The organism is Paenibacillus assamensis DSM 18201, from assembly GCF_000422445.1.
GTDB lineage: Bacteria > Bacillota > Bacilli > Paenibacillales > Paenibacillaceae > Paenibacillus_B > Paenibacillus_B assamensis.
Map to the genome: position 1 here is coordinate 1 of NZ_AULU01000024.1, position 15,341 is coordinate 15,341.

At 45.0% G+C, this 15,341-nt stretch carries 12 protein-coding genes and 1 other annotated feature (1 of these 13 running past the window's edge); all 12 genes read left to right on the plus strand.

The features are described 5' to 3' along the window. Positions 1-728: 728 nt before the first annotated feature. The gene (gene ltrA / locus H580_RS0113260; RefSeq protein ID WP_028594674.1) at positions 729-2,522 is read left to right on the plus strand and encodes a group II intron reverse transcriptase/maturase; all 1,794 of its coding nucleotides are present in this window, start codon (positions 729-731) and stop codon (positions 2,520-2,522) included. A gap of 54 nt (positions 2,523-2,576) precedes the next feature. After that, a complete protein-coding gene (locus H580_RS0113265; protein ID WP_028595229.1) occupies positions 2,577-3,584 on the plus strand; it encodes a hypothetical protein in 1,008 nt (335 codons plus the stop codon). A 178-nt stretch (positions 3,585-3,762) separates the two neighbouring features. Beyond that, the gene (locus tag H580_RS0113270; RefSeq protein ID WP_028595230.1) at positions 3,763-4,344 is read left to right on the plus strand and encodes a hypothetical protein; all 582 of its coding nucleotides are present in this window, start codon (positions 3,763-3,765) and stop codon (positions 4,342-4,344) included. Between the two features lie 152 nt (positions 4,345-4,496). Then, a complete protein-coding gene (hemA, locus tag H580_RS0113275; RefSeq protein WP_028595231.1) occupies positions 4,497-5,900 on the plus strand; it encodes a glutamyl-tRNA reductase in 1,404 nt (467 codons plus the stop codon). A gap of 30 nt (positions 5,901-5,930) precedes the next feature. Further along, positions 5,931-6,758 (plus strand): cytochrome C assembly family protein, encoded by an 828-nt coding sequence (locus tag H580_RS0113280; protein ID WP_028595232.1) that lies wholly within the window; start codon positions 5,931-5,933, stop codon positions 6,756-6,758. Between the two features lie 3 nt (positions 6,759-6,761). After that, on the plus strand, positions 6,762-7,430 hold the full coding sequence (locus H580_RS24190) for a precorrin-2 dehydrogenase/sirohydrochlorin ferrochelatase family protein (protein ID WP_051217450.1): 669 nt from the start codon (positions 6,762-6,764) through the stop codon (positions 7,428-7,430). 5 nt (positions 7,431-7,435) lie between these two features. Continuing rightward, positions 7,436-8,365 carry a hydroxymethylbilane synthase gene (gene hemC / locus H580_RS0113290; protein WP_028595233.1) on the plus strand — a complete coding sequence of 310 codons (930 nt, stop codon included), beginning with the start codon at positions 7,436-7,438 and terminating at the stop codon, positions 8,363-8,365. Between the two features lie 5 nt (positions 8,366-8,370). Continuing rightward, complete coding sequence (cobA, locus tag H580_RS0113295) at positions 8,371-9,954, plus strand: uroporphyrinogen-III C-methyltransferase (protein ID WP_028595234.1); 1,584 nt, start codon at positions 8,371-8,373, stop codon at positions 9,952-9,954. A 76-nt stretch (positions 9,955-10,030) separates the two neighbouring features. Continuing rightward, a complete protein-coding gene (hemB, locus tag H580_RS0113300) occupies positions 10,031-11,029 on the plus strand; it encodes a porphobilinogen synthase (RefSeq protein ID WP_028595235.1) in 999 nt (332 codons plus the stop codon). A 19-nt stretch (positions 11,030-11,048) separates the two neighbouring features. After that, on the plus strand, positions 11,049-12,356 hold the full coding sequence (gene hemL / locus H580_RS0113305; protein ID WP_028595236.1) for a glutamate-1-semialdehyde 2,1-aminomutase: 1,308 nt from the start codon (positions 11,049-11,051) through the stop codon (positions 12,354-12,356). Between the two features lie 11 nt (positions 12,357-12,367). Then, entirely contained in the window at positions 12,368-13,255 is an 888-nt protein-coding gene (locus H580_RS0113310; protein ID WP_028595237.1) for an RluA family pseudouridine synthase, read from the plus strand. A gap of 58 nt (positions 13,256-13,313) precedes the next feature. Then, positions 13,314-14,825: a LysM peptidoglycan-binding domain-containing protein gene (locus H580_RS0113315; RefSeq protein WP_245583562.1), complete on the plus strand. Its 1,512-nt coding sequence runs from the start codon at positions 13,314-13,316 to the stop codon at positions 14,823-14,825. A gap of 490 nt (positions 14,826-15,315) precedes the next feature. Next, positions 15,316-15,341, plus strand: a binding site (T-box leader) (it continues 330 nt past the right edge of the window).

Sequence of the window (15,341 nt, forward strand, 5' to 3'; positions counted from 1 at the left end):
GATATTGTGGATATGAATTGGGGTGCGACAAGTTCTACTATAAACGCATTACTCGCGTGAAATGTAGGGGTTTGAAATTACAAACCTAACTTTGTAACTTAGTGATGGGAACGAGGAAACCATGTATTCCGAAACCATCCCGACAATACTCCTGCGTGCGTTGTAATAGACAGATTACAAGGTGCGAAGCACAGGTGGAGTCGGCAGAACGAAGGCTGTAGCCACTCGAAAGAGAAGGTATGCCAACGGATATGCCGGACGGCTGAAAAACTGACTATGGTGAGAATGTCTATAAAGGACTGACGAACTGCTGAATGTACGGGCCTAGATGAAAGAACATATGGAAACATATGTGCTAACAATATGTTAGTGTGGGTGGCGACGAGTACAAATCCCAGTTAGGAAACTCGCTATACCGGACTATGGCGGTATCCAGCCCACAGGTTCATAAGCAGCACCTAAGGTCAGAATGCATAGCTAAAGTTACAAGGTACTTGGAAAGCAAGGAACGTCGTAAAATGGGCTGTCATCCCTAGACGGTTGCTATAAGATTTAGTCTGAAAGGCATTTATCCTTGTGAGGGTAGGGGCACGACCTGTGAACTTCCTGTAATGGGAAAGGAGGAACAGCCCCGAGTCTATTTAAACAAACATTCATTTTCCAAAAGTGAATTGCACCGATCAGGTAGGAATGTGGGAAACATCTTTCCAGAAAGGAGAGATGCCACAGTGCAAACACTACGATATTGGGACTACTATGGCATGACGGAGACCTTTACAGAATTATACGATAGGGCTTCTCGCAAGGAATCATTCTCAAATCTTTACGATATCATCACTACAAGAGAAAATATCCTGTTAGCCCATCGAACAATTAAATCCAACAAAGGCTCTAAAACTGCCGGCACAGATGGCAAAACAATCGATGACATTAAGGTGCTGACTGACGGGGAAATCGTGTCATTCATACAGCAAAAACTATTGAATTATCAACCTAAGAAAGTTAGACGAGTACTTATTCCCAAACCAAATGGTAAACAGAGACCGCTTGGTATTCCATGCATTATCGACCGAGTTATCCAACAATGCTTTAAGCAGGTTCTTGAACCTATCGCAGAAGCTCACTTCTACAAGCATAGTTATGGGTTTAGACCATTGCGTTCAACTCATCACGCATTAGCAAGAGTGCAGACTCTTATTAATAAGGGGACTTTACACTATGTAGTTGATGTAGATATAACTGGTTTCTTTGATAATGTGAATCACGCATTGCTCATAAAGCAGTTATGGAATATGGGGATACAAGATAGAAAAGTCTTGCGTATCATCAGTAAAATGATGAAGGCTGAAATCGAGGGAGAAGGTATTCCCCCTAAAGGGACACCGCAAGGAGGTATCTTATCTCCTCTGTTATCCAACATTGTGCTGAATGATCTTGATCAATGGATAGCTGGACAATGGGAGAACTTCAAAACAAATCATCAATATAGCCATAACTACGTGAAATATATACCTCTTAGAAAAACAGGTTTAAAAGAAGGTTTCATCGTACGTTACGCTGATGATTTTAAAGTTCTTTGTCGTAACTGGAAAACAGCTCAAAAGTGGTATCATGCCGTAAGACTTTACCTAAAAGATCGTCTTAAACTTGATATTTCGCCAGAAAAATCACAAATCGTAAACTTGAGAAAACGAAAATCTGAGTTCCTTGGTTTTACGATCTGGGCAGCGAAAAAAGGAAAGCGTCGGGTAGCGTACACAGGGATTAATCATAAAAAGAAATTACAGATTAAAGAAGAGGCTAAAAAACGGATTAGACACATTCAAAAGATGCCTATAGCCCTGAACGCCTATCTTTTCAATAGTTTTGTTTTAGGAATACATAATTACTTTAGCAGAGCAACCCATGTTAGTTCTGATTTCTCAGAACTTGCCTACGATCTGCGTGCTTTCATTTTTAATCGTCTTAAAGGCAAAAGATATGAACGTCCTGTAAGACCGCCACCGACCTATTCAAAATTTTATAAGAGCACTTATAGAACATTCAAAATAGGCGGTGTGTATCTATATCCCTTGGCAGATATAAAAACGGTAAACAATTTCAACTTTAGTCCAAACCTAACACCGTTCACGTACGAAGGTAGGGAACTGATACACAAGAAACTGAGACCAGATGTACAAACAGAGATAACTAAACTAATGAAGTCTCATATTCTTGGTCGAAGTTTAGAATATATGGATAATCGGATAAGCAGATACAGCATGAGAATGGGCAGGTGCGAAATAACAGGAACATTCTTATGCGCAGAGGATGTTCACTGCCATCACTATCTTCCGATTTATCTTAATGGAGACGACAAATTCAATAATTTGCGTATCCTTCACAAAGACGTTCACAGACTGATTCATGCAACCCATGCAGAGACGATTGCAACACTCATATCCAGACTGGATTTGACTGAAAGCATGGTCAATACAATCAATCAATATCGGAATATGTGTAACTTGGAACCTATGAATTAATAGTTTAAATAGATGGAGCGCCGTATGAGGTGAAAGTCTCACGTACGGTGCGGAGTGGGGGAACAGCTGGAGATTACTTCAAAAGCTTACCTATCACTACAGCTTGCTTTCCGTCAGCAGAAAAAGAGCAAAGCGCATACAGGTCGCTATTATTGGGTAGGGACGCGTAATATTGATGGATACGTAAGAGGGAATGAATCACGTTACACGCTGCCAATCAAGCGAGGGAGCCATCCGAATGATGGCTTCAAAAATGTAACCGTCAAGCCAGGCTATCATTTTAAGTTTGATCTCATGACGAAGGGCAATATGTTTGGACCTAACGATTCCATTCGCATTACACCAACGTTTGAGTTCGTGAGTCGTGATGGCAAGCGTCGTCAAGACGTGGATTTGTATTACCACGCGCCAGATCGAAACTTTGTAAGGGTAGGCTCTTCATTTGATACGATTGAGCGGGAAATTACTTTAAATGAAAGGCTCCGCAATCTTCATCCGCTGCAAATCGAACAGACGGGACGTGCTTTTTATCAGTTATATCGTCATCAGCTTTCTCAAGGTGAGCAGGTATTTATGCAGCAATGGTTAAGGCAGGTCGATCGTCCAACGAAAACGGGTGGATTTAGTCATATGAAGATACCAGGTGAGCTCCGCTTATTCAGAGGGCCGACTCAGTTACCGAATGGCGTAAATCCATATCGGGCCTATGCTGCTGAACAACAATGGTATGGTGAGTTTGGCATTCCATCGAAAATATACGTTGTACAGAAAGGATTTCCACTGCACCGACAATTTTCGTTTAGAGAAGATGCTTCATTTTTCTTGAAAGACGGCTATATTATTGTAAATTTCAATGTGGAAACCATTCGTGAAGGGCGGATGAATGACCCGCATCTGCAGTACATACATGCTCCATTATCGAATCAATGGCGGCGGGAAGGTTTCGTGCATAGCGTCACTGATCCATATGGTGCCACATTCCATCTAAAGGATGGCGATATTCTACTCTACGACGCAGCTCAGTCCTCGCGTGATGATTATCGTGTTAGGGGTACTCATTAATGGGGATCTCTAACCAGCAGTCACTTTTTGTTTTAAAAAGTTAAACTTTTATGCTAGGCAGTGCCTGTTAACTGTCACTCTTGAGTAAGCTGCATACAATAGCAGAATGTGCATATATAGGAACGTGTACATGCGTTATTGCATGTACACGGATATATGCATATAAGGAGATGATGGCGTGAGAGTTCGAAGCCGTGGCAAGGGACGACGTTCACCGTTAATCGGAGTTGTATTATTGTTTATGCTGATCGTATGGCCATCTTATCAAATTTATAATTTACTGCATGCAAATCAAAAATCAGTAGCAGTTGAGCGTCTGTTGTATGAAGCTGCGTATTTAAATGTACAGATGCTGGAGGGGGCTATGAGAGAAGCTCAAGCTTCCTTGACGGCTTCGGGTTGGAATGAGTGGAAGACGAATGCGTACGCTGCCCAGTATGTACATGAACGGTTGCGACAAGCTACTGGGGAGGATCGTGTACCAGAACTAGTTGTCTTCGAAAAAATGGTGGACTTGATCACCGTCGTTCAAATTAATGGAGATCGTCAATTGAAGGAGCAGGAGCGTAAACAAATTGCTGATGCAGCTGCAGCTATGCCAACATTTGTGGAACGGTATGGTCAATTTATGACAGAACAAGGGAAAGTGCTGTCATCTAAAGCGGAAGAATTGGAAGCATTAGCGTCACAAATACTTTTGGAAGTGTCGGAATCAGACACAGAAATGTCGAATCCAGAACCAGATAAAGGACATGAATAGCAGGTATAGGGTAAAGATTGTCGTGGAAACGTAAACAATGGAATCATTTTCAAACATTCTTCATATTTAGCGCTATAGTTAGGCAGGAACTATGCTATAATCATTATGATTTCAACTATGTTCTAAATACGTGTAAAGCAGGTGAATACCCCATGCATCTTGTTGTCGTCGGAATGAACTACCGAACGGCGCCTGTCGAAATTCGAGAGAAATTCGCGATACCGGAGTCACAATTACAAGAGGCTGTTCAACAGCTCAGATATACGAAGAGTGTTCTGGAATGTGTAGTTGTATCCACGTGCAACCGTATGGAGATGTATGTTGTGGTGGATCGGCTTCATATGTGCGGTCATTTTATCCGCAGTTTCATGGAGCAGTGGTTTGGATTACCTAGACAGCAATTTACGCCTTATTTATATATATATGAAGATGATCAGGCTGTGGAGCATTTGTTCCGTGTTACATCAGGACTTGATTCTATGATCGTAGGAGAGACTCAGATCCTCGGTCAAGTTAAGCATGCGTTCTTGTTTGCGCAGGAGCAAGGTACAACCGGAACATGCTTTAATTATTTGTTCAAGCAGGCGGTTACATTCGCTAAACGCGTCCAGTCTGAGACCAATATAAACGACAATGTTGTGTCGGTTAGCTATGCAGCTGTAGAGCTTGGTAAACGTATATATGGCTCCTTCAAAGGGAAAAATGTACTAATTATCGGAGCAGGGGAAATGAGTGAGTTGACGGCGAAGCATCTGCACAGCAACGGTGCTGCTCGCGTTATGGTTGCCAACCGAACGAGAGAGCGGGCAGAAGAACTAGCAGGGCAATTTAATGGTACTGCTGGCACACTTCAAGATATGGAGCGCTTCCTATTAGAGGCTGATGTCGTTATCAGTTCAACAGGGGCTGCAGGATATGTTTTGAATGCTTCTGATGTTGATAAAGTGCTTAAACAGCGTCGTTCACGACCATTGTTCTTGATCGATATAGCCGTGCCAAGGGATCTTGATCCTGCGATCAGTGACTTACCGAACGTGTTCTTGTATGACATCGATGACTTGGAAGGTATCGTTCAGAGCAATATGGAGATACGTAAGCGTGAAGGCGAGAAGATAGAATCACTTATTGCAGCTGAGATGGATCAATACCATCAGTGGCAGAAGATGCTTGGTGTTACTCCACTTATTCGCTCACTGCAATTCAAAGCAGAGAAGATTCATCAGGAGACATTGGACAGCATGTTCAATAAGCTGCCGGAATTGTCTGAACATGAAGCCAAAGTGATTCGTCGTCTTACGAAGAGTATGCTCAATCAAATGATGCATGATCCGATTCTTCAGATCAAAGAGCTTGCTGCGCAGAAGAAGAGTGAGGAAGCATTACAGTTATTTACCCAATTATTTGCTCTTGAAGACAATGTGTCACACCCGGGTAAGGAACCTAACACTTCTTCTTCAGCTAAATCATTGAATCGCAATCGTACGGATCAGCGTGAATCTGCAGATGATCCTGAGCGTGTCACATCTGGATTGTCATGGGCAGCCGTCACATGGTAAGCGATGGAAGACGGGGGGCGACAGGCTGCAATGATTACAAGTAATTGGATTTACGATGCGATCATTTACACATATGCCCTGAGCCTTCTGTTTTATTTCTCTGACTTCGTTGATATTAATCGGAGAGCGAAGCGGATGGGCACAGGGCTTCTTATATTTGTTTGGGTGCTGCAAACGATATTTCTTGTGATTCGGATGATTAACCATCGGGACGTACCGATATTTACAACCTTTGAATTCATGTTTTTATTTTCATGGATACTCGTTACCGCTTCCTTAGTTATAAGTCGATTTTTTCATATTGAATTTATCGTCTTCTTCGTAAATTTAATTGGCTTTGCTTTACTTATTGTTAACATGCTGAATGATCCTACATCTTCTACTGCTTTATTGGAGTGGGAAATGATGGGCAATATTTTATCGCTGCATATCTTTTTGGCGGCATGTGGCTTTGCAGCACTAACGGTAAGCGGTATTTATGCGGGGATGTACATATTCCTCCATCATCGACTCAAGTCTCGCAAATGGTCGAATGCTGTTCGACGACTGCCGAGCTTGGAGCGAATGCAGCGTTCATCGTTAACCGCATCTGTCATCGGTGTACCACTATTTCTATTATCTCTTTCCGTAGCTGTAGTGTCTGTGATGTTGGGTGAGCGGCATGAGCTTCTCCTTGATATTAAAGTATGGTTTACACTATTCTCACTAGGATTGTACAGCTATTATTTCTATAAGCGTCACAGAGGAAAAATGACTGGGCTTCACATTGCTTGGTTGAATCTTATCTGCTACGGTACGATGTTGTTGAATTACGCACTGAATAGCTTGTCAGGATTTCATCGCTGGATGGGAGTGTGACAGATGGGCCAGCCGCTTGAGTACCCGCAATATGCAATTATGTTAAACATGAAAGAGAAACGTAGTGTCGTCGTTGGAGGCGGCATCGTTGCGACGCGTAAGGTGAAGCAGTTGCTGGATAGCGGCGCCGAAGTTATGGTTGTCAGCCCTACGCTGACGCCAGCACTTCGGCGTTTGTTGCAAGAAGGGGCGATTTGCGTGCAACTGCGTGACTATGAACGTATAGATTTGCATGATGCCATGCTCGTATTTGCCGCAACCGATGATGAAAGTGTGAATTTGCAAATTGCTGAGGATGCGCGAGCAATACGTGGACTAGTTAACGTTGCTCATGCTCCCCATCTATCTGATTTTACGAATCCAGGTGTTCTCAGGTATGGTCCTATTCAAATAAATGTATCCACAGGTGGAGCGAGCCCGACTTTAACAAGGCATATTGTCGACAAAGTTGATCGTATCATTGATGATCGTCTTGGCATACTTGCTGAGTGCTTGCTCGAGTCAAGATTGGCAGCACAGCGCACAATTGCCAACGAGACTTTTCGTCATGAAATGTTAAGACGATTTGGAGATGTATGTTGGGAAGCGTGGGAGCGGCAGCAGCCTTTTCCAGAATGGGAGACTTGGTTTCATGAAACATTTCCGCTGCGAACGGCAAGCGAGGAGGAATAGACGACATGAGAGTAATTAGAGTAGGCACAAGACAAAGCGCATTGGCACTTACACAGACAGGACATGTCATATCGGCATTGGAACGCATTTGCCGTGAAGAAGGGCTTCCTTATACATTTGAGACACATAAGATCGTTACGAAAGGCGATCAAATTCTCGACGTTACACTATCCAAAGTTGGCGGTAAAGGCTTGTTCGTCAAGGAGATTGAGCAGGCGCTGTTTGATGATCATATAGATATGGCTGTACATAGTATGAAAGATATGCCGTATGCATTGCCTGAAGGGCTTTGTATCGGTGCGGTGCCGAAACGAGAGGATCCGAGAGATTGTCTTATTATGAAAGAAGGGACAAGCTTAGCTGACTTGCCGCACGGTGCAAAAGTGGGGACGAGTAGTTTACGTCGTTCCTGCCAGCTGCAAGGGAACCGTCCTGATTTGAACATCGAGTCTTTGCGAGGCAATATTGATACGCGACTGAAGAAGTTGGAGAGTGAAGGCTTCGATGCGATCGTGTTAGCTGCGGCGGGACTGCATCGCATGGAGTGGCAATCCAAGATTACGGCGTATTTACCAACAGACGTATGTATACCAGCTGTTGGACAAGGGGCGCTTGCTATCGAGTGTCGTAGTGAAGATGAAGATTTGCTGCGGCTATTGCGCCATTATCATTGTGAGGATACGTCGCTCACGGTTCGCGCTGAACGAGCATTTCTAGGTAGGTTAAATGGTGGGTGCCAAGTTCCTATCGGAGCTTATGCGACTCAAGATGATGCAGGAGTGCTTACGCTGGTCGGACTCGTTGGAACACCTGACGGAGAAATGATGTTGAGCGATACGTTGACAGGGACGGACGCTGAGGCGTTGGGTGTTGCTGTCGCTGAGCGTTTATTAGAACGAGGAGCTGAACCAATACTGGCACGTTGGAAAGGTTGATCACTGTGGGAGAGCACGGGAAACGTAGCGGGAAAGTGTACTTAGTAGGTGCAGGGCCAGGAGATGCAGGATTAATTACAGTCAAAGGAATGCGCTGCCTGCAAGAAGCGGATGTTATCGTATATGATCGTTTGGCTAGTCCACGTTTGCTTCAAATGAGCAGGCACGATGCACGTCGAATTTATGTAGGTAAGCTGCCTGATCGCCATGCGATGAAGCAGCCTGAAATTAACCAACTGCTCGTAACACTGGCGCAAGAAGGGCTTAATGTGTGTCGACTTAAGGGAGGGGATCCTTGTGTATTCGGACGTGCGGCGGAAGAGGCTGCACTGTTGAAAGTACATGGCATTTCATATGAAGTCGTTCCAGGTGTTACTTCAGCTGTAGCTGTGCCAGCCTATGCAGGTATTCCAGTTACACATCGTGACTGGGCGTCCTCTTTCTGTGTCATAACAGGTCACGAGACTCCTGATAAACTGGAGGCTCGTGTGGAGTGGGAGAAGCTTTCAGCTGCGGCCGATACACTATTGTTCCTGATGGGGGTTGCCAACATTAGCACGATTGCGGAGCAGCTTATGCGCTGCGGTCGTTCTGGTGATACACCAGTTGCTTTAATACGTTGGGGAACTCGCTCTGAGCAAGCAACGATTGTTGCTACTTTAGCAACAGTGGTCGATGAAGTTGAGCGAACTGGCTTTAGTTCCCCGGCTATCATAGTTGTGGGTGATGTCGTGCGTGTACGTGAACAAATGGCATGGGTTGAGCAGCTGCCGCTATTCGGACAGCGTATTCTCGTTACTCGTGCTCGTGAGCAATCCCAATCGTTTGTGCGCATGATTGAAGAAGCAGGGGGAGAGCCTTATGAGCTTCCTGTCATTCAAACGATCATGCCTACTACGGAAGCAGATAACCAATTGATCGAGCAAACGATGACACGATTGAGCGATTATCAATGGCTCGTGCTTACAAGTGAAAATGGGGTTCGCTACTGGATGGAGCATATGAAACGTACTCGTACCGATATGCGCCAATTAGCGCATGCGCGTATTGTGGCAGTAGGTCCCAAAACGGCAGAAGTAATGTCTGACTTCGGAATCGTACCTGATTTGGTTGCAGAGCAGTTTAGCCAAGAAGGTGTGTGGGATGTAATGCAGCCTCTAATCCAAAAAGGGGAGAGAGTATTGCTTGCACGCGGGGATTTAGCTAGAACATGGTTGGCAGAGCAGCTTCGTGAAGCTGGCGTTCATACCGATGAACTGACCACTTACCAAACCATTTTGCCTCAATATGAGGATGCTCATATTTTAGAGATGTTTGAAGAAGGCGGTATACAAATCGTACCTTTTACAAGCGCTTCGACAGTAACGAACTTGCTTCGGATGATGAAGCAATTGGGAGCTGAAGACCCAGTTCAACTTGTCAACCGTGCTCGTATTGTGTGCATAGGAAATGTTACTGCGGAGACAGCACGTGAAGCTGGTATTCGTGTAGATGCCGTGGCGCAGTCCTCTACAACGGATGGAGTGTTAGATACGATTGTGTCGCTTGTTAGTGAAGGTTGCCAACATACGACGGCCGTGAATTCGTAACGATGTTATTTTCCATATTTAATATAGATCTAAGTGCAAGGTGTAGTTTATAAGCATTTAAGAGGAGGAACACATCATGGCTTATCCCACAGTACGCCTTCGCCGTTTGCGCAAAACGGCAGGCATTCGTAGTCTTGTTCGTGAAACGATATTGACGGTTGATGATTTCATTATGCCGATATTTGTAACGCACGGTGAAGGGATTAAGAGCCCAATTGGTTCCATGCCAGGGGTATATCATTTTTCATTGGACAAGCTGGATGAAGAAGCAGATGCGATCGTTGAGCTTGGCTTGAAGTCTGTCATCGTCTTTGGTGTGCCAAGTGAGAAAGATGAAGTCGGCAGTTCTGGATATGATAGCAATGGTATCGTGCAACAGGCGATTCGTCGCTTGAAAGCGAGACATCCTGAGCTGGTTGTTATCGCAGATACTTGTTTATGTCAGTTTACGGATCATGGTCATTGCGGAATGGTGCATGTTCATGAAGTGAATGGACAAACGATTGGAGAAGTAGATAATGATGCTTCTTTGGCTCTACTAGCGAAAACGGCTGTATCTCAAGTTGAAGCTGGGGCTGACATCATTGCTCCTTCAAATATGATGGATGGATTCGTAGCGGCAATTCGTCAAGGCTTGGATGAAGCGGGTTACACGGATGTGCCGATCATGTCATATTCGGTGAAATATGCATCTGCTTTCTATGGTCCGTTCCGTGATGCAGCTCATTCTACTCCACAGTTTGGAGATCGCAAGACGTATCAAATGGACCCGGCTAATGCCCGCGAAGCTTTGCGTGAGGCAGAGGCAGATGTGGCAGAAGGCGCTGACATGTTGATGGTGAAGCCAGCACTTGCTTACATGGATATTATACGCACATTGAAAGAGCAGTACGACTTGCCGGTTGTTGCTTACAACGTTAGTGGTGAATACTCCATGGTGAAGGCTGCGGCGCTGCAAGGCTGGATCGATGAGCGTGCTGTCGTATCAGAGATGCTGTTGGGCATGAAGCGTGCAGGAGCGGATCTTATTATTACGTATTTTGCTAAAGATATGGCAAGTTGGTTGAAATCATAAGACGACGGGAGTGGATAGTATGGCAGTTAATGTGCAACCGCGCCGTGACGAACAATCACGAGCCGTATTTGAACAGTCGAAGCAATATATTCCGGGCGGTGTAAACAGTCCTGTACGTGCATTCAAGTCAGTTGGACTAACGCCGATGGTGATGGAGCGTGGGGAAGGATCCCGCGTATTTGATATCGATGGGAATTCATTTATTGATTATGTAGGTTCATGGGGGCCTCTTATTCTTGGCCATGCCCACCCAGAAGTCATTGAGGCTATTCAGCGCACAGCTGCGAAAGGAACGAGCTTCGGGGCACCAACTGAGCTAGAGTTGCTAATGGCGAAGACCGTATGCGAGCGAGTTCCATCTGTAGATATTGTACGTATGGTCAACTCCGGAACAGAAGCGACCATGAGTGCCATTCGATTGGCGCGTGGCGTAACGAAGCGCAGCAAAATTGTTAAGTTTGAAGGTTCTTATCATGGGCATGCTGACAGCTTGCTAATTAAGGCAGGCTCTGGTGTTGCAACATTGGGTTTGCCAGATAGCCCTGGTGTTCCTGAAAGTATCGCAGCGAATACAATTACAGTGCCATATAACGATATGGAATCTGTTAAGCTCGCTTTTGAAAAATTCGGAGAAGAGATTGCTTGCATCATCGTAGAGCCTATTGCAGGGAATATGGGAGTAGTTCCACCTCAGCCAGGCTTCTTGGAAGGATTGCGCGAGATTACGACGCGATATGGCAGCTTGCTTATTTTTGATGAAGTAATGACTGGCTTCCGCGTTCACTATCAATGCGCTCAAGGACGTTTTGGCATTTTGCCTGACTTGACTTGCTTTGGTAAAGTCATTGGCGGTGGTCTTCCTGTTGGTGCGTATGGCGGCCGTAGAGATCTAATGGAGCAAGTTGCTCCAGTTGGTCCAATTTATCAAGCGGGTACTTTGAGTGGTAATCCACTGGCAATGGCAGCAGGTTATACAACTTTGTCTTTATTGACGCCAGACGTATATGAGCAGCTAGAGACGAAGTCTGCTCGCTTGCAAGCTGGATTAGAACAGAATGCAAAAGAACTTGGCTTGCCGATTGTCATTAATCGTGTTGGATCTATGGTGTGTCCTTTCTTTACGGATCAGCCGGTTATTAACTATGACACAGCGAAGCAATCTGACTTGAACATGTTTAATCGCTATTTCGGTGCGCTGCTTGATAGAGGGATAAGTGTAGCTCCTTCTCAATTCGAGGGGATGTTCGTGTCGGCTGTGCATACGGATGAAGATATAGATTACACGATTGAGGCGCAATATGATGCCTTGAAAGCAATCGTTGGATAAGGAAGAAATCGATGCAGCAGTATTGGGCAAGACGAGGTGAATGGCTGGAGATGACGCCTGGCCGTTCCTTGATTCGTCAAGAACAACAATTAGAAGACTGGTTGAGGCACACCTTAGGTGTGCCTCAACATTTATTATCGGCTTGGAAGCATTCAGAGGGTTTAAAAGTAGCTGGTGACCGTTTGCGGATGCGTGTATTTGCTGACGAGCCATGCGACTACGAAGCTGCTGATGGACCAGCAGAAATTTTGTATGAGGATGATGCATGTTTAGTCGCTTATAAGCCAGCGGGTATGGCTGTTCATCCGACGACCCCAGAGCAGCATGCTGCAAGACAAACGCTTGCGCATGCAGTTGCATGCCATTACGCTTGGACGGGTATTGAGGCAAGGATAAGGCATATTCATCGATTAGATACCGATACGTCCGGTCCTGTCTTATATGCCAAAACGGCGCTTTCTCATGCAATCTTGGATGAAGCGATGCGGCATAAAGCAATAGACAGGCAGTATGCAGCAGTCGTCCAAGGAAAGGTAGCTTCTTTGCAAGGAACTATTGATGCTCCAATCGGAAAAGACCGTCATCATCGCGGTCGGCGTCGAGTAACGGATAACGGTGATCATGCGGTCACTCATTATGAAGTAGTTAGGCGTACCGACTCGCTGAGCCTTGTTCGTTGTACATTGGAAACAGGACGTACTCATCAAATTCGCGTTCACATGAGTCACATTGGTCATCCATTGGCAGGTGATGTTTTATATGGAGGTGGAGCGCAGCATATCCGGCGTCAAGCGCTGCATGGTGAACTTCTTAAATTCCATCACCCATTTGGTGGCGACTATATTCAAGTTCAAGCTCCTATGCCGTCGGACATGGCGCATTTGTGTCAAAAAATATAGTCATGCTCTTCCCATTCCGCCCATATGATTAAAGTAGGGAACGGAGTCTGACCTGTTCGTGCGTGCCAAGCGTCTCATGCAGCAGATGCGGCATAACAGGACATGGAACGGACGACAGGATCAACCGCGGAAGGAGGAGCAGACTGTGTATGATGAAACGTATGGTTTAAGATTTGATATTTACGAGCGCGTACACTTATCAGATGAAGTTGTTGGTATTGATCAGCTCGAAGAGGTGGAGTTGACTCCGCATATTCAAATTATTCCGTCTGGCGAGCAAGTTACCGTAAGAGGGAGCCTGCTGCTATCCGGAGCTTATGTCGGCATAACGGAAAATGAACACAATCAATCGTTGGAGCATTGGATTCCTGTAGAAATTACGCTCCCGCTCAGTCGTGTTCGCAGCTTGGAGGAAATTCATGTAGACATTGAGCATTTTGATGTGGATTTGCTTTCCACTCGATCATTAAACATTACGGGAGTTCTTTCTCTAAAAGGCATCTATTTAGACAATCAAGAGGTGCCCGCATGGCAGCAGGAACAATTTACAGTTGAATATGAATCAACAAGGAAAGCAAGTGATGAACCAGAGTGGTTGCGAGATTATGGCCAACCTGCCCAGCAATCTCAGCAGGATAATAACCTAACATCAGACATCTCTTCCTATAATTACGATGGGGAAATTGCTGCAATCTCGTCGTTCGAGCAAGATTCCGCATCTTCAGCGCCTTCGCCTTATTCAGAATCGGTCACATCTGGAGAAAATCCGTCGCAATGGGTAGATGACAGCAGTATTAATCCAACGGCAGCTAACTGGTCTTGGTCAGGACAGGGAGGCGGCATTCAAGCGGGGAGTTCTGCTGCCCAGCAGAGAGAACAGCCATCTGAATTGAACCCTGTAACAGGGTCGGAATCGACCTGGACCTGGGATCAGTCTCCATGGGGAAATACCTCTGTAGCAACTCAGGATCAGGCAGCGAGTCAGCATGAAGCTAACTATGGCATTCATGATGCAGCATATACAGAGGAAGCTGCGAGAGAGCAGGAGTCTGAGCAAGCTGCACTTGAAGAGCTGATTGTGTCCAGTGGTAGTGAGCAGTCGGAGTTACATACGAGCTCGCAATTGGACAATGAATTGGAAGAACGAGATCTGGTTGAGGCAGAAGAGCAGCTCCATCCTGAGAAAAAAGAGATGAAAGTGGCTATTGGCAGCAGTAGTCCAAGTTCGAATGGAGAAGTGTCGCAAGGATTAGGATTCAGCACGCTGCTGCATTCGAGCAAGCAAGCGCGTGATAAAGAGCGAGAAGTAGAAGAGCGTCAAGCCAAGGAAGAGGCTGCTCAGCTGGCTCAAAAAACATCAGGTGATGATGTACACTGGCAGTCATTGTTCTTGAACCAACTGCATGAGGAATCCAGTTTCCGCAAAGTCCGTTTATGTATTGTACAACGGCAGGATACGTTAGATTCCATCGCTGAGCGATATCAGCTGAATGCAAGGGAGATCGCGTTGTACAATCGACTCCCAGAAGCAATCGTAACGGAAGGTCAAGTTATTTATATCCCATCCTAAATTGCTGTACAGGGACTTATGCACGAGTCGGCTTAGGTTATAATCTGTACGATATGCACACAAAAAAGCCTCCAATCACTCATGGGATTGATCCCATGAAGTGGTTGGAGGTTTTTCCGTGTTCAATATACATCGAGTAAAAAGCCAACATAGATGAGAAATAAACTAAAGAGCAAAAATACATCTAGCCCTGTCGGTAGTATGAGCGTTCGTACAAATTGTAAGCAAATGAGAGGAAATAAGCAGCTTCTTACGGAATATCGAACTTTACACCACCAACGTTCCATATTTAACATTTTGAGTACCCCCTTAAAATGAGTGTTCAAAAGGGAGTTTTTGAACAACCCGTATAGTACATGTTATGAAAGAGTAAAAACAGGATATGACTATAGATAATCGATTATGGTACAACTATTGACTCGCTTATCGTGTCGAAGTAAAATAAAGGGTAAATGTTTGATACATTCTAACGTTCCATTAACATAAGCGAAATAAAACATTGAGCGGGAAGAGTAA

What these genes read in the sequence shown, in the direction of transcription:
- H580_RS0113280 (WP_028595232.1), top strand. Translation starts at nt 5,931, where the DNA reads ATGATTACAAGTAATTGGATTTACGATGCGATCATTTACACATATGCC.
- hemL (WP_028595236.1), top strand. Translation starts at nt 11,049, where the DNA reads ATGGCAGTTAATGTGCAACCGCGCCGTGACGAACAATCACGAGCCGTA.
- hemC (WP_028595233.1), top strand. Translation starts at nt 7,436, where the DNA reads ATGAGAGTAATTAGAGTAGGCACAAGACAAAGCGCATTGGCACTTACA.
- hemA (WP_028595231.1), top strand. Translation starts at nt 4,497, where the DNA reads ATGCATCTTGTTGTCGTCGGAATGAACTACCGAACGGCGCCTGTCGAA.
- hemB (WP_028595235.1), top strand. Translation starts at nt 10,031, where the DNA reads ATGGCTTATCCCACAGTACGCCTTCGCCGTTTGCGCAAAACGGCAGGC.
- H580_RS0113310 (WP_028595237.1), top strand. Translation starts at nt 12,368, where the DNA reads ATGCAGCAGTATTGGGCAAGACGAGGTGAATGGCTGGAGATGACGCCT.
- H580_RS24190 (WP_051217450.1), top strand. Translation starts at nt 6,762, where the DNA reads ATGGGCCAGCCGCTTGAGTACCCGCAATATGCAATTATGTTAAACATG.